The 24,541-nt window shown below is 34.9% G+C and carries 23 protein-coding genes; 18 read left to right on the top strand and 5 right to left on the bottom strand.

What is annotated here, in order from left to right; translation table 11 throughout:
* Positions 1-256: 256 nt before the first annotated feature.
* From HGC4_RS10930 to HGC4_RS10875, 12 genes are all read left to right on the top strand, one after another.
* A complete protein-coding gene (locus HGC4_RS10930; protein ID WP_050710170.1) occupies positions 257-1,642 on the top strand; it encodes an aspartate kinase in 1,386 nt (461 codons plus the stop codon).
* Positions 1,643-2,148: 506 nt separating this feature from the next.
* Complete coding sequence (locus HGC4_RS10925; protein WP_050710169.1) at positions 2,149-2,955, top strand: MotA/TolQ/ExbB proton channel family protein; 807 nt, start codon at positions 2,149-2,151, stop codon at positions 2,953-2,955.
* Between the two features lie 75 nt (positions 2,956-3,030).
* Complete coding sequence (locus HGC4_RS10920) at positions 3,031-3,648, top strand: ExbD/TolR family protein (protein ID WP_050710168.1); 618 nt, start codon at positions 3,031-3,033, stop codon at positions 3,646-3,648.
* Positions 3,649-3,677: 29 nt separating this feature from the next.
* Entirely contained in the window at positions 3,678-4,331 is a 654-nt protein-coding gene (locus HGC4_RS10915) for an ExbD/TolR family protein (protein ID WP_373419310.1), read from the top strand.
* Positions 4,332-4,354: 23 nt separating this feature from the next.
* On the top strand, positions 4,355-5,188 hold the full coding sequence (locus tag HGC4_RS10910) for an energy transducer TonB (RefSeq protein ID WP_050710166.1): 834 nt from the start codon (positions 4,355-4,357) through the stop codon (positions 5,186-5,188).
* Positions 5,189-5,293: 105 nt separating this feature from the next.
* Positions 5,294-5,527 carry a hypothetical protein gene (locus HGC4_RS10905; RefSeq protein WP_050710165.1) on the top strand — a complete coding sequence of 78 codons (234 nt, stop codon included), beginning with the start codon at positions 5,294-5,296 and terminating at the stop codon, positions 5,525-5,527.
* A gap of 39 nt (positions 5,528-5,566) precedes the next feature.
* Positions 5,567-6,514, top strand: coding sequence for a PstS family phosphate ABC transporter substrate-binding protein (locus tag HGC4_RS10900; RefSeq protein WP_050710164.1), 948 nt, complete (start codon positions 5,567-5,569; stop codon positions 6,512-6,514).
* A gap of 63 nt (positions 6,515-6,577) precedes the next feature.
* On the top strand, positions 6,578-8,209 hold the full coding sequence (locus HGC4_RS10895) for a tetratricopeptide repeat protein (protein WP_050710163.1): 1,632 nt from the start codon (positions 6,578-6,580) through the stop codon (positions 8,207-8,209).
* A 216-nt stretch (positions 8,210-8,425) separates the two neighbouring features.
* Positions 8,426-9,694, top strand: coding sequence for a methionine adenosyltransferase (gene metK, locus HGC4_RS10890; protein WP_050710162.1), 1,269 nt, complete (start codon positions 8,426-8,428; stop codon positions 9,692-9,694).
* Between the two features lie 182 nt (positions 9,695-9,876).
* Complete coding sequence (locus tag HGC4_RS10885) at positions 9,877-10,761, top strand: DUF4271 domain-containing protein (protein WP_050710161.1); 885 nt, start codon at positions 9,877-9,879, stop codon at positions 10,759-10,761.
* A complete protein-coding gene (locus tag HGC4_RS10880; protein ID WP_050710172.1) occupies positions 10,758-11,510 on the top strand; it encodes a uroporphyrinogen-III synthase in 753 nt (250 codons plus the stop codon). Before HGC4_RS10885 ends, HGC4_RS10880 begins: the two co-directional genes overlap by 4 nt.
* 163 nt (positions 11,511-11,673) lie before the next feature.
* Positions 11,674-12,369 carry a M48 family metallopeptidase gene (locus HGC4_RS10875; RefSeq protein ID WP_050710160.1) on the top strand — a complete coding sequence of 232 codons (696 nt, stop codon included), beginning with the start codon at positions 11,674-11,676 and terminating at the stop codon, positions 12,367-12,369.
* Between the two features lie 6 nt (positions 12,370-12,375).
* On the opposite strand, the gene cdd is transcribed toward HGC4_RS10875, so the two are convergent.
* Entirely contained in the window at positions 12,376-12,858 is a 483-nt protein-coding gene (cdd, locus tag HGC4_RS10870; protein WP_050710159.1) for a cytidine deaminase, read from the bottom strand.
* A 55-nt stretch (positions 12,859-12,913) separates the two neighbouring features.
* Here cdd and HGC4_RS10865 point away from each other — a divergent pair, with 55 nt between their 5' ends.
* Complete coding sequence (locus HGC4_RS10865; protein WP_050710158.1) at positions 12,914-13,861, top strand: glucosaminidase domain-containing protein; 948 nt, start codon at positions 12,914-12,916, stop codon at positions 13,859-13,861.
* Between the two features lie 22 nt (positions 13,862-13,883).
* Here HGC4_RS10865 and HGC4_RS10860 read toward each other — a convergent pair whose 3' ends face one another.
* Both HGC4_RS10860 and HGC4_RS10855 read right to left on the bottom strand, forming a co-directional pair.
* Entirely contained in the window at positions 13,884-14,876 is a 993-nt protein-coding gene (locus HGC4_RS10860; protein ID WP_050710157.1) for a glycosyltransferase family 2 protein, read from the bottom strand.
* Positions 14,877-15,040: 164 nt separating this feature from the next.
* On the bottom strand, positions 15,041-15,934 hold the full coding sequence (locus tag HGC4_RS10855; protein WP_050710156.1) for a DUF3078 domain-containing protein: 894 nt from the start codon (positions 15,932-15,934) through the stop codon (positions 15,041-15,043).
* Positions 15,935-16,227: 293 nt separating this feature from the next.
* On the opposite strand from HGC4_RS10855, the gene HGC4_RS10850 reads away from it, so the two are divergent.
* From HGC4_RS10850 to HGC4_RS10830, 5 genes are all read left to right on the top strand, one after another.
* Entirely contained in the window at positions 16,228-16,941 is a 714-nt protein-coding gene (locus HGC4_RS10850; RefSeq protein WP_050710155.1) for a hypothetical protein, read from the top strand.
* Between the two features lie 16 nt (positions 16,942-16,957).
* A complete protein-coding gene (gene ettA / locus HGC4_RS10845) occupies positions 16,958-18,643 on the top strand; it encodes an energy-dependent translational throttle protein EttA (RefSeq protein ID WP_050710154.1) in 1,686 nt (561 codons plus the stop codon).
* A gap of 166 nt (positions 18,644-18,809) precedes the next feature.
* A complete protein-coding gene (locus HGC4_RS10840) occupies positions 18,810-21,371 on the top strand; it encodes a DUF5686 and carboxypeptidase-like regulatory domain-containing protein (protein ID WP_087880168.1) in 2,562 nt (853 codons plus the stop codon).
* A gap of 185 nt (positions 21,372-21,556) precedes the next feature.
* Positions 21,557-22,366 carry a threonine/serine exporter family protein gene (locus HGC4_RS10835; protein ID WP_050710153.1) on the top strand — a complete coding sequence of 270 codons (810 nt, stop codon included), beginning with the start codon at positions 21,557-21,559 and terminating at the stop codon, positions 22,364-22,366.
* A gap of 4 nt (positions 22,367-22,370) precedes the next feature.
* The gene (locus tag HGC4_RS10830) at positions 22,371-22,895 is read left to right on the top strand and encodes a threonine/serine exporter family protein (RefSeq protein ID WP_050710152.1); all 525 of its coding nucleotides are present in this window, start codon (positions 22,371-22,373) and stop codon (positions 22,893-22,895) included.
* Positions 22,896-22,946: 51 nt separating this feature from the next.
* On the opposite strand, the gene HGC4_RS10825 is transcribed toward HGC4_RS10830, so the two are convergent.
* The gene (locus HGC4_RS10825) at positions 22,947-24,323 is read right to left on the bottom strand and encodes a C1 family peptidase (RefSeq protein WP_050710151.1); all 1,377 of its coding nucleotides are present in this window, start codon (positions 24,321-24,323) and stop codon (positions 22,947-22,949) included.
* A gap of 2 nt (positions 24,324-24,325) precedes the next feature.
* Positions 24,326-24,541, bottom strand: a 216-nt coding sequence (locus HGC4_RS18945) for a hypothetical protein (RefSeq protein WP_221406869.1), incomplete at its 5' end; no start/stop codon positions are given.

Genomic DNA, 24,541 nt, shown 5'->3' with positions numbered 1-24,541 from the left:
TTAATTAACAAAGACTTTAGTCTGTCTCTTTTACGCAAATATATAATGAAATTTTATATCTCGAAATCGTTTGTAATCAAATACAGCAAATTAATTGACAGATAGTATTCCAACTTATTATTTATTGTTATTTTTGTATCATTATGGTCTTAGACCTTTTTTATTGCTTGGGTACGTATTAATGTAGTTTGTTACTCAAATAAAAAGCAGTAAATAGTTGAAATTACTTAATTGAAAAATATTTTAAAAAACTAAAATGCTCACTGTCGAAAAAATTGGAGGCACTTCAATGTCTCAGTTTCAGGATGTTTTGACTAATATTATCAAAGGAGAACGTACTCCGGATGACTATTATAATCGAATATTTGTTGTTTCTGCATATAACAATGTGACCAACTGGTTGTTGGAACACAAAAAGACCGGAGATCCCGGTGTATATGTTCAATTTCTTAGAAATGAAGATTATAGCATCGGTCTAGATGGTCTTTGCCAACGATTAGTACATATCAATAAAGCTTTTGTGGAAATAGGTCTAAATCAGGCTGAAGCAAAAGAGTTTATTGAGTATCGTATCAAGCAGGCAAAAGTGATGCTATATAGTTTGAGTAAAGTATTAGCCTCGGGATATGTAAATACCGAAGATATATGCTTAGCTGCCCGTGAAATTTTAGCTTCGATAGGCGAAGCTCATTCTGCGTGGAACTCGGTAAACATATTGAACAACAATGGTATTACTGCACGTTTTGTAGATCTCTGTGGTTTTAATGATTCCCTTCCTTTGACTATTGACGAACGTATTGCAAAAGCTTTCGATGGAATAGAGTTTGATAAAGTCTTGTGTATTGCTACGGGTTATACTAAAGGAACCGAGGGTATTATGAGGGCTTTTGATAGAGGATATACAGAAGTTACTTTTAGTAAAATAGCAGTACAGGTAAAAGCAGATGAGGCTATCATCCATAAAGAATATCACTTATCGAGTGCCGATCCTGGTATCGTAGGTGTTGATAAAGCAGTACCTGTGGGACATACCAATTATGTAATTGCCGATCAATTGGCAGATATTGGTATGGAGGCAATACATCCAAAAGCAGCTAAACCTCTGGAATTGGCAGGTATAAATATAAGAATCAAAAACACTTTTGAACCGAATCATCCCGGAACCCTTATTACTCGCGAATATGTATCTCCTGACGCTAAAGTGGAGATTGTATCGGGAACTACTAAGGTTATTGCGGTGGAAATACATGACCCTATGATGGTGGGCGAGGTTGGCTTTGACTTACGTATTATGACTCATTTTGCGAAATTTGGCGTGAGTTATATTCTTAAATCGACCAATGCCAACTCTATAACTATGGTTGTATGGGAAAATGCCAAGTCAAAAGAGTTGATTTTAGACTTGAGACAGAGCTTTTATCAAGTACGCACCGAGTCTGTTGCCATTATTTGTGTCATGGGTACAAATATAGCAATGCCTGGCTTCTTATATAAAGCCTCTAAGGCTCTGTATGAGCAAAATATAAACATTGAAAGCTTCGGGCAATCGCTGCGTCAGGTAAACATGCAGTTTGTTATTCGTCGCGAACGATATAATGATGCAGTTATAGCACTTAATGAAGCTTTATGCTTTCATAAATAACGAGAACATGTTATAAAGCATGCTTTTTGATTAAGATAAAATTAAGATAGAATTAAGTTTAGTTAATTTTAGAAAGAAATTATTGAGCTTTCTTGTATAAAAGAATATAACTGTTACTTTTGCAAAAGTATAATTGAGTCGTAGAAATAAGAATTTGATACCAAAGAGAGCCTTGATGTATAAGCTGACAATTGTGTTGGGTCCGAAATGCCGTTTTAATCAGATCACTTCTCTTAATAAGCTACTAAAAGCATAGTTTGAGTGCACCTTAGTTAACCAAAAAGAATATTGGTTATGCTTTTTCTGTGTTTTGAATAAAAATGGCAATTATACACCGTTTTTTAAGGTAAATGATTGCTATCATTGAATCAATTTATATATTTGTAGTTAGAACGCTTCTAAAGAAAACGATTCTGGATACAAATTGAGAAAATGGATATTTTATATTACGAAAATTAAATATTTGAATATTACTAATTAATTTAAACAATTTATTTATTACTATTATGGAAACTAAACCACAAAAAACAAAATCTAGATCTAAAGGAGTATCGGCAGGATTGGTGATCGTTGGTTGTGCTATCGTTGCTTTCTGCTTTTTCTTTTTTGTCTGCGGAAATCCTTCTGGATTTGATGAAAAAGGACATCCACACCCAGGTAACGTATTTGCAACTCTATACCAAGGAGGTTATGTAATTCCTATCGTTATTACTCTTCTTTTAACAGCGTTAAGCTTATCTGTTGAAAGATTTTTTGCATTAAACAGAGCTAGCGGAAAAGGTAGTGTACCTCAATTCGTAGCAGAAGCTAAAGCTAAATTAGAAGCTGGTGATATTACTGGAGCTGAAAAATTGTGTGATGCACAAAAAGGTTCAGTAGCTAATATCCTAAAAGCAGGTTTAGTTAGATACAGAGACGTAGAAACTTATACTGACATGAATAATGATGAGAAAGCTCAAGTTATTCAAAAAGAAATTGAAGATGCTACAACTCTTGAACTTCCATATTTGGAGCAAAACTTATCAGTAATCGCTACTATTTCAACACTAGGTACATTATTCGGACTATTAGGTACGGTACTTGGTATGATCAAATCGTTCCAGGCTATGGGTAACGAAGGTGCACCAGATTCAACAGCTCTAGCAGTTGGTATCTCTGAGGCTCTTATGAACACAGCGATGGGTATCGGTACAGGTGCGGTTGCTATTATTTTCTATAACTATTTCCAAGGAAAAGTTAAAGATGTTACAGATGCAGTAAATGAAGTAGGTTTTGCTATTGGCCAAACTTATACTTCTAAGCACGGAAAATAATTATCATTTTTTATGATGAATGATTGTGGAATCAAATAAAAGTTCCACTCTATTAAGTAAGAAAAACAAGAAGAAATGAGTAAAGTAAAAGTAAAAAAACAGGATACGTTCATCGACATGACGGCGATGAGTGATGTGACTGTTCTCTTGTTGACATTCTTCATGCTTACTGCTAACTTCATCCCTAAAGAGCCAATTCAGGTGCAAACACCTGCTTCGGTATCTGAAGTGAAAATTCCTGAATATGATGTCATGACTATTTTGATTGACCCACAAGGACAGGTTTTTATGAATTTAGACAAAGCCGATGATAAAAGAAAAGTGCTAGAAAGTATTGGTAAACAGTATAATCTTACATTTACTCCAAAGCAAATTACTTCTTTTGTAAATCAGACTCACATAGGTATGCCTATAGGTCGTTTGCAAGCATTCCTTGATCTTCCTATGGATGAGCAAGACGAATTGATGAAGAAGTTTGGTATCCCAACTGATACTATTATCAGTCCTAACAACCAATTGGCTGTTTGGGTTACTACTGCAACAGAAGTAAATGAAAATTTATCTATTGCTATCAAAGCAGATCAAAGCACTCCTTATTCTTTGGTGAAGAATGTAATGTCTACGTTGCAAGACTTAAAAAAGAACAGATATAGTTTGATAACAACTCTTAAGACAATGCCTGCAGGAGTTTAATTGTAAAACTTTAATATTAAAACAGAAAGATTATGGCAAGTGCTGATACCGGTGGCGGTGAACAAAAAAAAGGCCAGCCCCAGAAAATCAATCTACGTGTAGACTTTACACCGATGGTTGATATGAACATGCTTTTGATTACTTTCTTTATGTTCTGTACAACTTTGAGTAAGCCTCAGACGATGGACATCGTAATGCCAACAAAAGATAAGGATCTTACAGAAGAAGATAAAAATCAGGTAAAAGCTTCTAAAGCAATTACTGTGATACTTGGAGAGAAAGATAAAATTTATTACTATGAGGGTGAACCTGATTATAACGATTTTAATACTCTAAAAGTAACAGATTATTCTCCTGAAGGTTTTAGAGCATTATTGTTGCAACGCAACTCTGATGCTGTGGCTAAGATAAGAGAACTAAGGATTGATAGAGCAAAGAAGAAAATTACAGAAGAAGAATTCAAAGAGCAATCTAGTGAAATAAAAAATGCGAAAGATGGTCAGGTAGTTGTAATAAAACCAACAAACGGGGCTTCGTATAAAAATTTAGTAGATGTGCTTGATGAAATGCAAATCTGTAGTATTGGAAAATATGCTATTGTAGAAATGGCTGATGGAGATAATTTCTTAGTACAGAATTTTGAGTCCAAAGGCGCATTATCAGCTCAGACTGGAGGAAAATAAATCACATATTTAATAACATAAAAATGGGAAAAGATATTAATTTAAATTCCTCTGAATGGCGTGATATAGTATTCGAAGGCAAAAATAAAAGTTATGGAGCGTACGAGTTACGTAGCTCTTCTTCAAAAAGACACGTTGTTGCATTTATTGTAGTACTTGTTTTTGTAGGAGTAGTAGCTGCACTACCTGCTTTCCTTGACGCTGTGAAAGCTAATCAACAGATTGCTGGAATAGATGACTCTTTCGAATTATCGAATATAGCCAATGTAGAGGAACAGGTTCCGGAAGAAAACATTATACGTCAGGAAACCGCACCACCTCCCCCCCCTTTGAAGGCGACTATTCAGTTTACACCTCCTGTTATTACAGAAGATAGTAAAGTGAATGAAGATAAAGAAATGAAATCTATCGAGGAGTTAAACGAGAAGAAAGATATTCAAATCTCTATTGCAACTGTAGAAGGAACCAATGACAAAAACGCTGTAGATATTGCAGAATTGAAAGAGCATAAAGTGATTGTTGAAGATAAGGAACCTGAAAAACCTTTCGTCAGCGTAGAGCAAATGCCTCAATTCCCAGGTGGAGATGTTGAATTAATGAAATTCATTAATGGAGGTATCAAATACCCAACTATCGCAGCAGAAAATGGAATTGAAGGACGTGTTGTAATTCGTTTCGTTGTTGGAAAAGATGGTAACGTATCTGATGTACAAGTTGTAAGATCTCTTGATCCTTCTTGTGATAAAGAAGCGGTAAGAGTAGTAAAAACAATGCCTAAATGGGTACCAGGTAAACAAAATGGACGTAATGTGCCAGTTTATTACACGCTACCTGTATTGTTTAAACTGCAAAAATAAGAGTATGTATGGCTTCATATAAGAAGTTACATAAATCATAATGTAAAAGAGAGAAGTTGATGATATTTTATATGGATTCACTTCTCTTTTTTAAAATATAAGCGAATGAAAGAAGAGAAAAAAAATGGTATTACATTTAAGCTGATTTGGAATATTATCATGTTTGTGATATATCTGGGTATAGCCTATTTGATAGCTTTTACCCCCGTGCTTTTACCTTACAATTATAGAGGAAACGATCCTCATGATGACTTTGTGATACCTCGTATCGTATTAGGAGTAGGGGTTACTGTATATGCTTTGTTTAGAGGGTATCGCTTGTTAAAGGAAAGAAAGTAGTTTTTAGTTAGCGAAGTTTTTATTTAATTATTATAATTTATGAGAAAAGTTGGTTTATTTTGTATGTTGTTATTAATAACAATTTTCTCAGCGTGTAATAGCGGGCAAATCAAAATTACACGAACTGATACTCCCACAAGTGGAGTAGCCGAGATCGCTGTAGATGATTGCTTTGCTCCCATAATTCAAGAACAGATAGATGTATTTGAAGCTTTGAACGATGAGGCGTCAATCATTCCTGTTTTTGCAAACGAAGTAGAAGTAATAAATTTACTTTTAAAAGATAGTGTCAGGCTAATCATTGCAGCACGCGATCTTACTGATGCTGAAAGACAAGGCTTGTTGAATAAGAAATTACAAGCTCGTTCGCAAAAGATAGCAATAGACGGTATTGCTTTAATCATTAACCAAGAAAATACGGATTCACTGATAAGTGTGTCTGCACTGAAAAAGATAATGACAGGCGAGATTGATTCATGGAAATCTATCAATCCGCAATCTAAATATGATAAGATTTCGGTTGTATTTGACAATCCGAATTCAAGTACAGTTCGTTTTATTAAAGATTCAATAAACAGAGGCGAACCTTTGGCGGAAACTTTAAGAGCTCAAGAGAATAACAGAGCCGTTTTAGATTACGTTGCTAAAACACCTAATGCAATGGGTGTTATAGGTGTAAACTGGATTAATAATCCGGGAGATACTACTAATTTGAGTTTTACTAATAAAATTAGAGTAATGTCAGTTAGCAAGAATGATAATCCTACTATCCAGAATAGTTTTCAGCCATTTGCTGCTTATTTGGCACTAGGGGAATATCCTTTGAGACGTGATGTGTATGTAATACTATCAGATCTTAGAGAAACATTGCCTGCTGGTTTTACCAGTTTTGTGGCAGATGATAGAGGACAGAGAATTATCTTGAAAGCTGGTTTAGTACCTGCAACAAGACCTATGAGATTGATCTCGGTTAAAGAAAGCTTTTAATAGCATTGAATGCTATGGGCTTTAATTAAAAGAAGTAAATAAACTATATTATAAGATTTAACGATGAAAAAAAAGTATTTATTAGGAGCTTTCCTCGGTTTATTACTTAGTTCTCCAATTTTTGCGCAAAGCAATATTGGTGCAGACTATTTAAATACTGGAGAGCTAAAAGTTGCAAGAGAAATTTTTGAAAAGCAAATAAGTCAATCTCCGGCAGAAGCTTACTATTACTTAGGTGAAGTGTCTTACAGCGAAGGTAATATGGCTGAAGCTAAGGCTAATTTTGAAAAAGGATTGGCTGCATCACCAGACTTCGTTCTTAATAATGTTGGTCTAGGTAAAATTTTATTGAAGACCAACCCTAAAGAAGCAGAAGATCAGTTTTCTATTGCTTTGAAAAAGGATAAAAAAGATGTAGCAGTACTTGTTGCAATTGCTCGTGCATATTATGACAATAATATGAAAGAAAAAGGCGATTCAAAATTGGCTGATGCAAGAAAGGCTGATAAAAAATCTCCTGCTATTTATATCCTAGAAGGAGATTTGAAAGCTAAAACAAATGTAGGAGAGGCTGCTGGTAGCTATGCTCAGGCATATACTTTCGATCCTACTTCTGCTGTGGCTTATATTAAAACAGCGCAAGTTTACGAAAGTGTAAATCCTACTTTAGCTGTAGAAATGTTGCAGAAAGCTATTGAGATCAATCCAGATTATACTTTAGCTTATAAATATTTAGGAAGTATATATTCTCATACAGGTCGTTTTAATGACGCGATTGAGGCATATAAAAAATATTTTGCACACGGATCGTATGATGTTGCAGACCTAACTCGTTATGCTGGCGCATTGTATTTTACAAAACAATATGAAGAGGCTAAGAAATTGATTAATGAAGGTATCTCTAAAGAGCCTAACAATTTTGTACTAAATCGTCTTTTAATGTATAGCTACCTTCAATCTAAAGACTATGCGAATGGATTGGTTGCTGCTGAGAAATTTTTCTCTTTAGATAAAGGTACTAGTGAGTATATCGTTCAGGATTATATGACTTATGGTGAATTGTTGAGCAAGAACGATCAGCTAGATAAAGCTTTGCTTCAATACGATGCTGCTATTAAATTAGATCCTTCTAAATCGGCAGTTTATAAAGATATAGCTATTGCTTGTGCTGATGCTGGACAGTATGCTGATGCTGCAAAATATTACCAACAATATATTGAGAAAGCAGATCCTGCAACTTTAGAAGCTACAGATTTCTTCACTTTAGGAAGATATTCTTACCTATTTGGAAGTAGTACTATAAAGGATGCTGATCCTGCTGTGGCTGCACTAGCTAAAGAATCTTTGCTTAACGCAGATAAAGCTTTTGCTACTGTTACTGAAAGAATTCCTGATAGCTATTTAGGATATTTCTGGAGAGCACGTACAAATGCATTATTAGATCCTGAGACTACAGAAGGTTTAGCTAAACCATATTATGAGCAAGTTGCTTCTATTATAGTAGGAAAAGGCGATGGTAGTAACCCTACTGAATTGCTTGAAGCTTATCAGTACCTAAGCTATTATTACTATTTACTATTCGATAAATCGAAAAGTGCTAGTGATAAGGAGCAAGTGAAATTGTATAGCGAAAAAATGTTGGAGTTAGATCCTGCTAATACAGTAGCTCCTCAATTACTTGATGCTATTAAATAAGATTTATTTATCTTAATATATAAAAGATTGATACATAATTTTGTATCAATCTTTTTTGTTTCCAAAAATAAAGATACCTTTGTATCAGTTTACGGTGGATAGATTTGTACGATTGCAACCACAAGAAAAAATGCTAAAATAAATTATTCTTCATTTTTTTCTGCAACACTACATTTTGCTCCTCTTTTATTTTAATCAAAATAAAACTTAAGAGATATGAGTTATTTATTTACATCGGAGTCCGTTTCTGAGGGACATCCCGATAAAGTAGCAGACCAAATTTCGGATGCATTGTTAGACGAATTTTTGGCTTACGATCCAAATTCTAAAGTAGCGTGCGAAACTTTGGTAACAACTGGTCAGGTTGTATTAGCCGGAGAAGTTAAATCACAAGCATATATAGATGTGCCCGAAGTTGCTCGTAATGTTATCGAGCGTATTGGGTATACAAAGAGCGAATACCAGTTCGAAGCTAAATCGTGTGGTGTATTATCTGCCATACATGAGCAATCGGATGATATAAATAGGGGAGTCGATAAGAAAGCCGATCCTATGGATCAAGGTGCAGGCGATCAAGGTATGATGTTTGGTTATGCAACCAATGAGACCGATAATTATATGCCTTTAGCTTTAGACTTATCTCATGCGTTGTTGCTTGAATTGGCTGCTATTCGCAAGAATGAGTTAGCTTTGATGCCATACCTTCGTCCCGATGCAAAATCTCAGGTTACTATTGAGTATGATGATAATGGTACTCCTTTGCGTATAGATACGATTGTAATATCAACTCAACATGACGATTTTGGTAGTGACCAAGAAATGCAGGATTTGATTCGTAAGGATGTGATAAATATATTGATTCCTAGAGTTAAAGAAAAGTATAAATTCCGCGAAGACATTATCAATCTGTTCGATGGTAACATCACTTATCATGTTAACCCTACTGGTAAATTTGTGATTGGTGGTCCTCATGGAGATACTGGGTTAACAGGTCGTAAAATTATCGTTGATACTTATGGTGGTAAAGGTGCTCATGGTGGTGGTGCTTTCTCTGGAAAAGACCCTTCTAAGGTAGACCGTTCGGCTGCTTATGCAAGTCGTCACATTGCTAAAAATTTGGTTGCAGCAGGTGTTGCTTCCGAAGTTTTGGTACAGGTTTCGTATGCTATTGGAGTTGCTAAACCTATGAATATTTATGTGAATACTTACGGAAAGGCTAATGTGAAGCTTTCGGATGGTGAGATAGCGAAGGTTGTAGAACAACTATTTGATATGCGCCCTAAAGCGATAGAAGATCGTTTGAAGCTTAGAAACCCTATTTATTCAGAAACTGCGGCTTATGGTCATATGGGACGCGAGCCTCAGGTTGTGACTAAGGTATTTAAGTCAAGATATAATCCTGAGCCAAAAGAAATAAAGGTTGAATTATTTACTTGGGAGAAACTTGATTCGGTTGACGTAATTAAAAAAGCGTTTAATTTGTAATAGAGATATAAGATTTTGATAGTATAATTTTTCAGTGAAAAAGCTGAAACTTCTATACTTATAAAATCTATAAATAGGTTTTAGACCTTAATAAATAAAAAAAGTGGTGCATCCTTGATGATTTTATCTGAAGGATGCATTGTTATAACTATCTTTGTGGCGAATTTAATTTTACATAACGTTTGAATCCCGAGGTAACAACATATTATGTGATAGACAGCGTACAAATTGCCGAATCTAATAAAGATCAGGCGGTTTATAATTCGTTGTTTGCATTTGAAAAAGATACTAGCCTATTCTTTACAAAAGATAAACTTGAAGCTCGTTATGGTGTTGTTACTACTAAAGCTCAAGCGGAGGGAGGGCATGAAGGTGTTACAAAAATATTTACTTTAGAGCAGGACGATGGCGTTCTGGCATTGCTGGTCCTTTGTTTTCTCTTTTTTACACGTATTTTTAAAGGTGGCTTTACATTCTTTAAGGAGAATATTCGTTTGCTTTTTTCAACGAGAGAGAGTTTAAACTTATTCAGTGAAACTACTGTAACAGAATTTTGGTTTAATTTTATTCTGATTTTCCAAACTATATTACTCAGTGCTATTGTAATCTTTGATATATTTTTGGAGTCGGATGAGTATAAAGTCCCGCAGCATAGCTTCTATACAATTATTTTATTTATGGTGGCTATTTTGGTCTTCCTACTCTTGAAATATTTATTTTACAGAGCTTTGGGCTATTTGTTTGATATACGCGAGCAGCTTAGAATATGGTTGAGAAGTTGTACGATAGTCTTATCTATGGCTGGTATTATTGCTTTCATACCTACATTGATGATGGTATATTCTCAAAATTACCACCATTATTTGCTAATATTCTTCCTTGGGCTGTTCATTATCTCGCAGTTAATACTTTTTTATCGAGTTATAACTTTTTTTTTACAAGGGAATGTTAATTTTTTCTTTTTGATTGCCTACCTTTGTGGCGTGGAAATTATACCTTATATAATATTGTATCAGGTATTGATTTATTTGTATAAAGTTGATCTAATTGGTTTATTATGGCTTTGAAAATAAAAAGAGTGCTGATCTCCCAACCGAAACCGGCAACTGAAAAGTCTCCTTATTTCGATATTGCAGAGAAATATAATGTAGTAATTGATTTTAAACCTTTTATAAAAGTAGAAGGTCTTGATGCAAAAGAGTTTAGACAGCAGCGTATTAATATTCAAGATTATACGGCTATAGTCTTTACAGCGAAAGTGGCGATAGATCATTTCTTCTCGTTATGTGAAGAAATGAGGATAGTAATGCCGGAAACGATGAAATATTTTTGTATTTCGGAGTCGGTAGCACTTTACTTACAAAAGTATATCGTATATCGTAAACGTAAGATATTCTTTAGTACTACGGGAAAGATGGATGGTTTGGCTCCTTCATTGGTGAAACATAGCAAGGAAACTTTTCTGGTACCAGTATCAGATATGCACAATGATGACATGACGAATGTTTTGGATGATAAGAAAATTTCTTATACCAAAGCAGTAATGTATCGTACTGTAAGTACTGAGTTTACACCTGAGGAAATTAAACAGTATGATATGCTTGTATTCTTTAGTCCTTTAGGGGTATTGTCTTTATTCAAGAATTATCCTGAATTTGAACAAGGAGAAATAGCTATTGGTAGTTTTGGTGCAACAACGGCAAAAGGTGTGCGTGATGCTAATTTACGACTCGATTGCGAAGCTCCTTTACCTGGTGTTACTTCTATGACAGCAGCTTTGGAGGCTTTTATAAAAGAGAATCATAAGAAGAAATAAGTTTTACTTATATATAATGTGAAGAGCTTGATTTTTTATAATTAAAAAATCAAGCTTCTTTTAATAAAGTCTCAACCCTTTTTATTGTTTTGGCTAGTATATCTATACTTTTTATGGATGAAGATATTGGGGCAATATTTTATATTATTTATTGGTATTGAAGATGAGTGAAGAATTTATTGACAAAGATTTAGGGAAAATTGCTATAATAAGAAATGTTCGGGCAAAAAGTGTGATTGCTCGTCGTAAATCGGGTTATATTCAATTGACGGTGCCTGATAGATTTTCTATGAAGCAAATTTCGGAAGTTTTTCAGAAAATGAAACCTCGCCTTGAAGTACTACCCGAAAAACCTGTTATTAAATTTTCTGCAGATTCTTCATTTCAGACTTTTAGTTTTTTGCTAAGCATAGAAGAGAGAAAGATTAAAAATCATTATATGACTCTTAAGGATGGTACATTGTATATAGTATGTCCTGAAAATACAGATTATAATGATTCGGGGGTGCAGGATGTTATTCGTAATTGTATCGAAAAAGCGATGAGATACGAAGCTAAGCGTATTTTTCCTGCAAAACTAACTGCTTTAGCGAAACAATATAATTTTACTTATACCGATCTTAAAATAAATAAGAGCAGATCCCGATGGGGAAGCTGCTCCTCTAAAAAAGCGATCAATCTTTCTTATTTCTGTTGCGTATTGCCTGAATATCTTATCGATTTTGTAATGTTGCATGAACTGTGTCACACAATAGAAATGAATCATGGAGAAAGATTCTGGCAACTATTGGATAGTGTAACTAATGGGAAAGCAAAGCAACTGACTCTTGAATTGAATAAATCACAAGTGCATTGGTAAAATGTGTTACCCGTTCAGTGAATCTTTTCCGAAACAAAAAGGTAACAAATCTCTTATAGAATCTACCTCATAAATATGTTTTTCTCCATACATGATAATTTGGATGGGAGTATCATATCTGTTTTCAACTTCAACAAGTACTTGGCGACACGAGCCACAAGGAGCGCAAATATCTTTAGTGAAGCTTCCTTTAGTCTGAGCAGCGATGGCTATTGCTTTGACAGCCAGATTTGGATAGTGTGCATTTGCATAAAAAAGAGCAGTGCGTTCGGCACATATTCCTGAGGGATAGGCTGCATTTTCTTGATTGTTTCCTGTTACAATAGTGCCGTCTTCGAGCAATACTGCTGCTCCGACATGAAACCCTGAATAGGGTGCATATGCTGAATTTGTAGAATTTTTAGCTTTTTCTATCAAATCTTTCTTCTCATTTGAGCATTCTATTAGGCTATAAACTCTTATTTTTGTAAGCAATTCTAAACTTTCCATCAATTATTACTGTTTATTGTTTGTAGATAACAGTCAAAGATATAAAAAAATAGAGATGACATACATATTTGAAAGAAAAGGTATTTTGAGATTATTGGTATTAGGAATGGTATTGATGCTGTTTCCATATACTATTATGGGTGCTGAAAGAAAGCGAAATACATTTTATGATGATTATATTGATAAATATAAAGATTTGGCGATAAGCCATATGAAGAAATATAAAATACCTGCAAGTATTACTCTTGCTCAGGGATTATTAGAGTCTGGTGCAGGGAGAAGTTCTCTGACTGTTAGATCAAATAATCATTTTGGAATAAAATGTCATAATGGATGGAAAGGCGAATCGGTAATAGCAGCGGATGATACGCCTAACGATTGTTTTAGAAAATATAAGAAAGCTGAAGATTCGTTTGACGATCACTCTCGATTTTTGAGCGAGAAACAGCGATATAGTGATTTATTTTCATTAGGTATAACAGATTACAGAGGGTGGGCGAGAGGCTTACAAAAGGCAGGTTATGCTACTGATAAGGCTTATGCTAACAAGTTAATCAAGCTGATTGAGGATTATGAGTTATACAGATTCGATAAAAAAGGAGGTAAACGTGATGCTGAGCGAGAAGAGATTCAGATTATCACACCCGTTTCATCATCAGGTGTAAGACATACGCCTTATAAAACTCACGGTTTGGTATATGTAGTTGCTCAGAGGGATGATACTTATGCTTCTATTGCCAATGAATTTGGCTTTAAGGTGAAAGATCTTTGTGAATACAATGAAGTACCTGAAAACTTCCCTATTCAAGAAGGGGATTTGATTTATTTCCAGAAAAAGAAGAAAAAAGCTGATAAGCCCTACTACGAACATGTTGTTCAAGTGGGAGAATCTATGTATAGCATCTCTCAATTATATGGCGTAAAAGTAAGCAATCTCTATAAGATGAATAAAAGAGACTTCGAATATGTACCTGTGGAAGGTGATATCTTAAGATTGAGATAGGTTTTATATGGGGTGCAGTATATTAATTATAAGTTTTTACGACTTCTTGTTTCCGTTGAAATTGATTAATTAGAAAGATAATAAGTCCTAGTTTAATTAATAACCAGCGAGGATTTCTTAATACAAGTTTGGCTGTTTTTTTCCATGTTAATAATTCTTTTAGATCATTCTTTTCGTAATACTCTGCAATATATTTTAAGGGGTCAGTACTTCCTTTAGCTTCATTTTTTATAATGGTATAGTAATGCCTTATCACTGTATTATTATGTAGTTCTGTTAATATAGGAGTCTTTACATGATAAGATTTTAATAGTTTCGATACCATCTGATGTGAGAATGTAATATCGTGAGCATAGTCTTTACTGTAGTTTCGTGATACAGAGGTTGGATTTGGTCGGTAATTGTAATAACATTTTGGTAGTACTAATAAAGTGTAGGCTTTCAGTAAGGCTTCAATAAAGAAAATCCGATCCTCGGTCATTTTTATATTATAGAATTCCATTCCAGTTATTATATCTCTTGATATAAGTAAGCTCCAAACCGGTGTTTTCGTTGTGGTTTCTAATTTAGGGGTTCCAATAAATGAACGTATAAACTCTTTCGAAATAGTTTGTCTGTCATACTTTGCTTTTTGGAGCTTCGAATGAGCAGAAGGGGGAAAGTATATCAGATCAATACTTCTATCTAGATTTGATACAAAATATTTATACATCCCTTGATCTATCCAATCATCTGAATCAATAAAACTTATATAATCTCCTGTTGCATATTTTAGCCCGAGATTCCTAGCAGCAGCTACCCCTTGGTTTTCTTGATGTAAAACCTTTACACGTTGATCTTTTAGTGCATAATTATTGCAAATTGGACCTGAAGTATCGGTACTGCCATCATTGATTAATATAACTTCGAGGTTGGTATAGTCTTGGTTTAATACGCTATCAATACACTCATGTAAATAATTTTCAACATTATATACTGGTATTATAACTGATATTTTAATATTGGCTGTAAGCATGTTTTATTTGTGATATAATATTATCTAAGATTAATTAAATCTAGAAATGTTGCATTGTAAATCATCTTTTTTAGTGAGAAACTAAAATTGTAGTATAAAAAGAAAGTCAAGCCTCTGCAAATATTATGAGAGACCTGACTTTTATTGAAATAATATATTACTTTTTAGAAGTTATATCCGATACCAATACCTATGATTTCTTTGAATTGAACTCTGGGTCCTCTTTTTGTTCCGTCTTCACTGATAGCTTTTATATCGTCATCATATTTCAAACTGGTATTGACATTTGCATTGAGGTATTTATTGATTTTCATATTTATCAATACATTCCAATCGATGTCTATATTACCAAAACTATCGTCGTAAGCAGTAAAGAAATTCGCATCGGTCATCAATTTCACATTTTGCATAATTTCTTTTTGATATGTTCCGCGTAAAAAAGTACCAAATTCAGCTCTGAATTTATCTCCGGGAGTTACTCCAAAGAATCCTCTGTCAGAAAGAAAGTCATCATTCACAAACGTGAATTTTCCGGCAGTAGGAGAGAAGTATAGTGTGTAATATGAATCCTTAGGTCTTAATTCAAGACCTACCGAAACGTTAGAATATGCAGGAGCCATAAATTTAGATATATACTCATCTTTGTTTGGATAGTTATAGCCTTTACTAAACTGAGTCTTAAAATCGGCCATAACAGTGTAGAACCATTTATTATTGGTGCTATATCCGAGTTGTGTTGTAAAGTCTATCTTATCGGTTGCTTTTTGAGAGCCTCCCGCTTTTGTTCTGGTAAGACCATATTCTAAAATCAGGAGGTTGTTCCACAACCAGTCGCCCTTTCGGTATTGTAAATTACCATTAAAAACAGCATTACCGGCTACGGCATTATCTCCTCCGGCAGACCAGTTAGATAAAGATGTTTGAGAAAAGTTTAGAGATGCAATACCATTGTGTTTCCATGGTGATATATTTGTGCTGTCTGTTTCTTGTGTTGCATCTTGTGCAGACAGTCCTAGTACCGAAAGAGCCAAAGAGGCGGCTAAAAATAATCTTTTCATAATTACTTCGCTTTAATTAGTAATAAAATTAGTTACATTCTTTGTGTTAGTCATATTTTGCGGCAAAGATAGGACGAATACACAGGTTTTCTATTTATTCCTTGCTATTTTCAAGACATTATTCGATTAACACTATATAAGATATTTTTGTTCATTTAAACTTATTAACAGATTTAGACATAGCATTGCTATAAAATGTTGAAAATTCTCTTGATAGGACATAATTCATTATATTTGCAGGCACTAATTGATATGTTGAAAATAGTAGGTGAATTAAGAACTGTTTAATAACGATGAGCGTAATTTTTATTTCTTATGAGAGAACATTGTTAGATCAGGTAGAGTTAGATGCTACCTTTTCTTGTTCTAAATGTGGTTCTGATAAATGGTTATTAAATACCGTAGAAACTAAGGTCTCCGTTTTGCTTGGAAATACAAGAATGGTGAAAGCCAGTGTTGTTTGTAAAGGTTGTGAAAAAAAGATAGCTAAAAAATACCTAAGCTCATCAATTAGTGATTTGGCGGCAAGTAAGGAGAAAGAGTTTAAGCTTTCTTTCTTGAAAAGATTCGGTTTTATTATCTTGTTACTGGTTCTTTTCACAGGAATAATGTCTTATGCTATTATCGATACTGTTGTAGATCATAATAGGGTGGTGAAGGATGCAAAGGAAAATTTTGCGAAAGCGTATGGTATAGAGGCTAAACAGGTGTGGCTAGAAAACATTCAACCGGGAGATTTTATTCTTTGTAATAAAGATTATTATGATCCGGCAAGAGTATTTGAGGTAAAGGAAATAAAAGAAGACTCTTTGGTTCTTACCGAGTTTGAACAAACTATACCTAGAAGTGAATTTGAAGATGTAGATAAATTGAATCAATTGGTATTAGGTACTGGAGATTCTCGAGAGATAGAAATAAGTCGAAGGAATTTTAATCGAAATATTATTGAGATTGACGACTCGGGTCTTAATAATCTCATGGTACAACAAATAAGAAAGAAGAAGTAAATAAATATAAAAATATATGTCAGTAGAAGATAAAAAGATTATTTTTTCGATGATTGGTGTAAGCAAGACTTACCCTCCACAAAAACAAGTGTTGAAAAACATTTACCTGTCGTTTTATTATGGGGCAAAGATTGGTATTATCGGTCTGAATGGATCGGGTAAATCTAGTTTGCTGAAAATTATAGCAGGTATTGAAAAAGAATTTCAAGGCGAGATAGTTTCAGATAAGGCTTTTAGTGTAGGCTATCTGGAGCAAGATCCCAAATTAGATCCGACTAAAACCGTAAAAGAAATAGTTCAAGAAGGTGTTCAACCTATTATTGACGTTTTGGCGGAATACGAAGCAATCAATGAGAAATTTGGTTTGCCTGAGTATTATGAGGATGCCGATAAAATGGATGCTCTATTTGCACGCCAAGCTGAACTTCAAGATAAAATAGATGCTGCTGATGCTTGGAATTTAGATAATAAACTGGAGCGTGCAATGGATGCTTTACGTTGTCCGGATGAAGATCAATTGACAGAGAATTTATCAGGAGGAGAAAAACGTCGAGTTGCTCTTTGCCGTCTTTTGTTACAAGAACCTGATGTATTATTGCTTGATGAGCCTACCAACCACTTGGATGCAGAATCTATTGATTGGTTAGAACAACATTTACAACAATATAAAGGTACAGTAATCTGTATTACTCACGACCGTTACTTCTTAGATCACGTAGCAGGTTGGATTCTTGAACTAGATCGTGGTGAAGGTATTCCTTGGAAAGGAAACTATACATCATGGTTAGAGCAAAAGACCAAACGTATGGAGCAGGAAGAGAAACAAGTGAGCAAACGCCGCAAAACATTGCAACATGAGTTGGAGTGGGTGAGAATGGCACCAAAAGCTCGTCAGGCTAAAGGTAAAGCTCGTTTGAATTCGTATGAGAAATTGATGAATGAAGACCAAAAAGAGAGAGAAGAGAAATTAGAGATATTTATTCCTAATGGTCCTCGTTTGGGTAATAAAGTGATAGAAGCACATGGTGTATCTAAAGCTTATGGTGATAAACTATTATTTGATAATCTTAATTTTTCGCTTCCTCCCAATGGTATCGTAGGTATTATCGGACCCAATGGTGCGGGAAAAACAACCCTTTTCCGTTTGATTCAAGAGCTTGAAACAGCAGATAAAGGAACATTCGAGGTAGGTGAGACTGTAAAAACAGCTTACGTAGATCAGGCTCACGAATCTATCGATCCTGCAAAAACGGTATATCAAGTAGTATCTGATGGTTCTGATTTTATCAGAGTTGGAGGAAAAGAAATAAATTCGAGAGCTTATTTGTCTCGCTTCAATTTTGCGGGTGGCGATCAGGAAAAACTTTGCGGAGTATTATCAGGTGGTGAGCGTAATCGCTTGCATTTGGCTCTTACTCTAAAAGCCGAAGCTAACGTTTTGTTGCTGGATGAGCCTACCAATGATATTGATATAAATACATTACGTGCATTAGAAGAAGGTTTAGAGAATTTTGCAGGATGTGCGGTAGTAATTTCCCACGACCGTTGGTTCTTAGACCGTATCTGTACACACATTCTTGCTTTTGAAGGTAATTCGGAAGTATTTTATTTCGAAGGATCATATAGCGAATACGAAGAAAATAAAAAGGCTCGTTTAGGTAATGTTGAGCCTAAGCGTGTACGTTATCGCAAACTAATGTAATGATTTCGAAGAAATGTTTATTACTTTTGCTTCCGAAAGGTTATTAAAGTAATAAAATAAACAGGTGATCTGTTTATCGAAAAATCCAAATATAGAGAAGATTAGGGGCTTTAATGCCCCTGTTTTCTCTTTTAGGATAGATTTTTGACAAAATGTAAAGATTCGAATGAGGATATCCATCATATACAATTTAAGAAATCTCCGTTTCATGATGATAATGCTTTTTGCATTATTTTCTATCTCCACAATATATTCACAAACGACATCAGTACAAGGAGTTGTTAGAGACTCCGTTACCAATGAGCCTCTTGAATTTGCAACAGTTCGTTTCGATGGAACTACTGTGGGTAAACTATCGGATGAAGTTGGTAAATTTTCGCTGAGTAATACTACCGGCGGTAATACGGTTGTTGTTACAATGATGGGATACGAATCGCGAACTATAATAGTTCCTCTCAACAAAACGACTCAATTAGATATAAAACTGAAAGCTGAAGGGGTGCAATTGAATGAAATTGTAATCAGACCCGGAAAGGAGAAATATTCCAAAAAGGATAATCCCGCAGTAGAGCTAATCAAAAAAGTAATAGCTAATAAATATGATTACTTGATAACTAATCAGAATTATTATATGAATGATGAATATGATCGCCTCATGTTTGCATTCAACGAATATGTCCCCGGAAAAGGTATCTTGAAGAATCTTAAATTCGTTTCTAAATATGCTGATACTTCAAAAATAGACAATAAACCAATATTACCGTTTTCTATACGTGAGACATTATCTAATGTTTACTATCGTAAAGATCCTAAAGGAACACGTAGGGTAGTGGTTGCTTATCAGAATGAAGGATTAGATGAGCAAATGAATACCGAATCAATGGAGAGCGTTATTGCTGAAGTATTCAAAGATGTATCTATTACCGATAATAATATCAATATGCTGTTTCAAGACTTTGTAAGTCCATTGAGCAGCACATCGTCTGTCAATTTCTATAAGTGGTATATCATTGATACTGTGATGATAGATCAAAAAAAATATGTAAATCTTGGTTTTGTACCTTTTAATACTCAAGATGTTGGTTTTATTGGTAATCTTTATGTTCAGCCCGAAGCACCATATGCAGTCAAAAGAGTATCATTCAGAGTGCCACCAAAGATCAATGTGAATTACGTAGAAAATATGCTCATCACTCAGGAGTTTTATGAGAAATCTCCAAATCTTTGGGTGCCTTCCCGGTTTACAACTGCCATAGATATGTCTATGTATGGTGCAGCTAAATTTTATGTGGAAAAAGAAAGAACTTTTGAGAATTTCATATTCAATCTACCCGTTGATGCTGCTTTCGGAACATCATCGCCGGTGGTTTATTTATCGGACTACAAAAAACATGATAAAAACTATTGGAATGCGAGCAGACCTAAGGTCGTAAATAAAGACTATCGTTTGGGCGAAATGATGGATGAATTCAGAGCTAATAAGCTTGTGGATATTACGCTGAAAACAATAGATGTCCTGACAAGTCAATATCTACCGACCAATAGTAATGAGGAAAAGAATAAGCTTGATTTAGGAACTACTCTGACTTTTTATAGTTATAATCACCTGGAGGGGAATAGATTCCGTTTGACGGCTTCTACGACTAAAAACTTACATCCGCACTTTTTTATGTATGGTTATCTGGCATATGGAACTAAAGATGCAAAGTGGAAATACTACGGAGAGGCAACTTGGTCGTTCAATCAAAAGAAATATCATAAAGACGAATTTCCACGTCATAATATATCTATTGCTCACAAATACGATGTCAACCCTTTGGGACAACGCTTCTTGCAGGCAGAGCGTGATAATATACTTCTTTCTCTTAGAGCAAGACGGTATAATAACATGACTTACGATCGGATGACTGAGATTGACTATATACATGAGTATCACGGTGGATTTTCGTATAATATATATGGTAGAACTCATAACGAAGAGGCTGCCGGAGAATTAAAATTCCAGCGATATGATGAGAGTGGCATGCTGGTTGATATGGGTAATCTGAAAACAACAGAAGCCGGAATAGATATACGATATGCTCATGGTGAGAAATTTTTCCAGCAGAAACGTAGGCGTCAAGCTCTTCCGTCCAAAGGATATACTATTCAGTACTCTCATATCATGGGATTCAAGAATGTATTAGGCGGGCAATTCAAATATAACAAGAGCTCACTTTCATTTGATAAGGAATTGTGGATTGCTCCTTATGGACGTCTGGGATTTACTGTGAAAGGTGAGAAGATATGGGGTTCTGTACCATTTCCTCTTTTATTGGCGGCTAATGCCAATACTTCTATAACTATTCAGAGAGGATCGTTCTATATGCTTAGTCCTATGGAGTTCTTAAATGATTCGCAATTAACTTGGGATATAGACTATCGTATGGGAGGATGGTTATTTAATCGTATTCCTGTTCTTAAATTACTTAAGCTAAGAGAAGTTGCCGGTTTTAGAGGCTTTTGGGGACATTTGACTAGAGATAATAACCCTGCTTATAATACAGACCTGCTCGTCTTTCCTAAAGATGTTTATTCGATGGGTAGAGCTCCATATATGGAGTATAGTGTGGGTATTGAAAATATACTTCAAGTATTCAGAGTGGATTATGTCCGACGTGTTAATTATCTGGACAATCCGGATACCGAAAAATCCGGATTTCGCATAAGCTTCGAATTTACTTTCTAAAGAATAGAATATAAAATAGAAGAAGGCAGTAATATTACATTACTGCTTTTTTTTTGGATTTGTAAGTATCTTGAAGTGACAGACTAGCTTCTTTCTTGCTATATTTAAATAGCAAACTTCGCGATTCTTATGGATTCGAGCACTCTTTTTAATATCTTTGTGGAGATTTTAAAGTATATTTTAATATGTCAGATCCTAAATACGATTGTGCGATAGTGGGGGATATTCCGGTAAAACGTTTTGCTGATTTAATCCTTGATATCGGAACATTTTTACTTGCTTCGGGTGCTCATAGTGGGCGTGTAAAGAGCAACATCACACGTATGGCTATTACTTGGGGATTTGACGTGAATTTGCAGCCTACATTTAAAGGTTTATTGGTTACGGTCAAAAGTCATTGTCGGGAAGACGATACTATAACTATGTTCAAGGAGTCGCCTACTCATGTGGTGCATTTAGAGGTTCTAACAAAGGTGAGTCATCTTTCATGGAAAGTATATGAAGAGAACTTATCGATTGAAGAAACAGAGAATGAATTTGACAAGATAAAGAATATGCCTCATTACAATCCTTGGATTGTGTCGGTAGCAGTTGGGTTCTCTTGTGCAGGATTGTGTTTCTTTGCTTTTGGTGATGTTTTTAATGCCTTAGTGGCTATGTGTGGAGCATTTATGGGTTCAGTATTCAGATATAAAATTGCAGCTTTGAAATACAATCAGATGATATCTATAAGTATAGCTGCATTTATTACTACAATGATAACGGGTTTGGGAACTGTGTTTGCAATAGGAAATTATCCTGAGGCAGCAATGGCAACCGCTGTACTATACCTTATACCGGGTGTACCTCTTATCAATAGTGTAATCGACTTAATTGAAGGTTATCTGTCTTCAGCAGTAAACAGGGCTTTATTTGCAGGCTTTATATTATTATGTATTGCAGCGGGTATGACTCTAAGTATTACATTGCTCGGTATTGATAATTTTAAGCTTTAGAAAAATGATACATACAGATATATTATTGTCTATCGCCCGCGATTTTGCAATAGCATTTGTCGTAGGAGTTTGTTGGGGAGTACTTTTTGGTACACCTAAAAAAGTACTGATTGTTGCAGGATTACTTGGAGGATTGGGACACTGTCTGCGTTTTATTCTTTTAGAACTAGACTTTGGTCTTATCATGGCTACTCTTACAGGATCGGTCGCTATTGGTTTTATAGGTATTGTTGCAGCTCATAGGGTAGATAATCCTCCCGTTGTGTTTACAATGCCTGCTTGTATCACCATGATTCCCGGAATGTATGCCTATAAAACGATGCTAGCCGGAATTAAAATTACCGACTTGAGTGTTGTAGATGATAATCCTACAATTCTTATCACCATGGCACATAACTTGACGCTTACCATGTCATTATTATTTACATTGGCCATTGGTATTTGTATTGCAGCCTTATTATTCAGGCAGACGAGCGTAAAGGAAATTGAATTTGCGAAGAAGATAGAGCGAATGACTCATTTTAAATAAACAAAAAAGCCGACAAATAGTCGGCTTTTTTTATCTGTATAGGGTTTCTGTTTAGTTCATATAGTCCCACATTGGTAATTGAATTGGTTTTTGATTTAAGCTTTCGATTGCTTTTGCATCTAGATATTTACGGTGAATAACGAGACGGAACATATACTCGTTAAACCAATTATCAGTAAATGTTAGATAACCATTATTTCCGGCAGTTGTGCCCCAACTGTTTTCGAATTCCCATTTAGTAGGCTTGTCGTTATTATCGGTATCGCATCCTATGAGGAGCATGGCATGGCTCGATCCACTTTGACGAGTCAATATGCGAGCTTTCTTATCCATATTGATTTTTACACCAAATAGCGATTCATAATCATACATATCAGGATCCATAATACCGCTCTCTCTGTTGTGTTGCTTACCTACATCGCACGAAGCATACATGGCTTCATTATTCTTGATGGAAGATAAAGCTGCTTTCTTTATATCCTCATTTGGTAAGTTAAGATATACCCAGTTGATACCTTCAATTGTATTTCTGTAATTCTGAATTTCGTATATCTTATAATATTCGCGAGTGGGGTCGTTCATTATCATAATATAGTTCTCAGGACTATAATCTGAAGGAGTTATTTCGTTATAAAACTCTTTAGGAGTATATTGCTTCTCTTCTATTTTGCCTGCTTTGGTTTTGTATCTCCAAGTAAATTGTGTGGGAGGCTCACCTAAGCATAAAGCTAACATACGATATATATCTTTCAATATAGCCTGTTTTTCAGTTCTGAGGTCTTTATCTTTTTTTCCGCTTGAAGCTAATTCTCTAAGATCATATCCACCCATGCGCAATTTCTCGTTAATGAGTCCTATCATCTGACCAGTACTGTTCGAATGGGCTGTTTCGGGCATAACTGATTCGGGGACTACGCCGTATTTAAGTGCAGCATTGTAGTATAGATTCCATACACCACCGTCTCCAACGGGCGATTTGAAGAATGTGACTACTTCTCTGTCATCAATAGACTTTGATGCGGTTGCTATTATATTCTCTAAATATAGATTTGCTTTCTCGAATATATCCCAGAAGTATAGGTAATTGTGAGAAAAGTCGAACTTTTCCAGATTATATTTAGCCATAATCGAAGGGCGAAGTACATTCATGGAAGTAAACATCCAACAACGACCCGAGCTTTTCTGATTGGTGATGCCTTTTACTTCAACCCTATATTTGAAAAGATGATCTATTTCCGTTTGCAGATCATGATTGAGCGCATTATCCTTGATGTTACTCTGTTCTGTAAGTATGTTTTGGATAGCTGTAGTAGGGGCATCTTTTTTGAAACTGCCTCTAATGTCTTGTAAATCTTTCTCTGTTATTGTTTGAGAAAATACAGAGACAGAAGCTAGAAGCATCGAGCAGGTCAATAGTTTAGTCTTCATAATTATATATTTAAGTTGTATTTACTAATCTTTCTTTCTATTTTTTCTACTATTGGAGTGCAGATTAGCTGACGTATTTTCTCTATACCTAAACAGATTAGAAACACGATAATAGAGAAAAGGAATAGTATACCAATTAGTAATAAATATTGATTGTTATATGTATCGGTGAAATCTTTGATTGCAGGTTCGAAAAGTATTTCACGAATGAGGTAATG

It is taken from the genome of Dysgonomonas sp. HGC4 (assembly GCF_001261715.1).
Lineage (GTDB): Bacteria > Bacteroidota > Bacteroidia > Bacteroidales > Dysgonomonadaceae > Dysgonomonas_A.
This window is presented reverse-complemented; position numbering and strand designations above follow the sequence as displayed.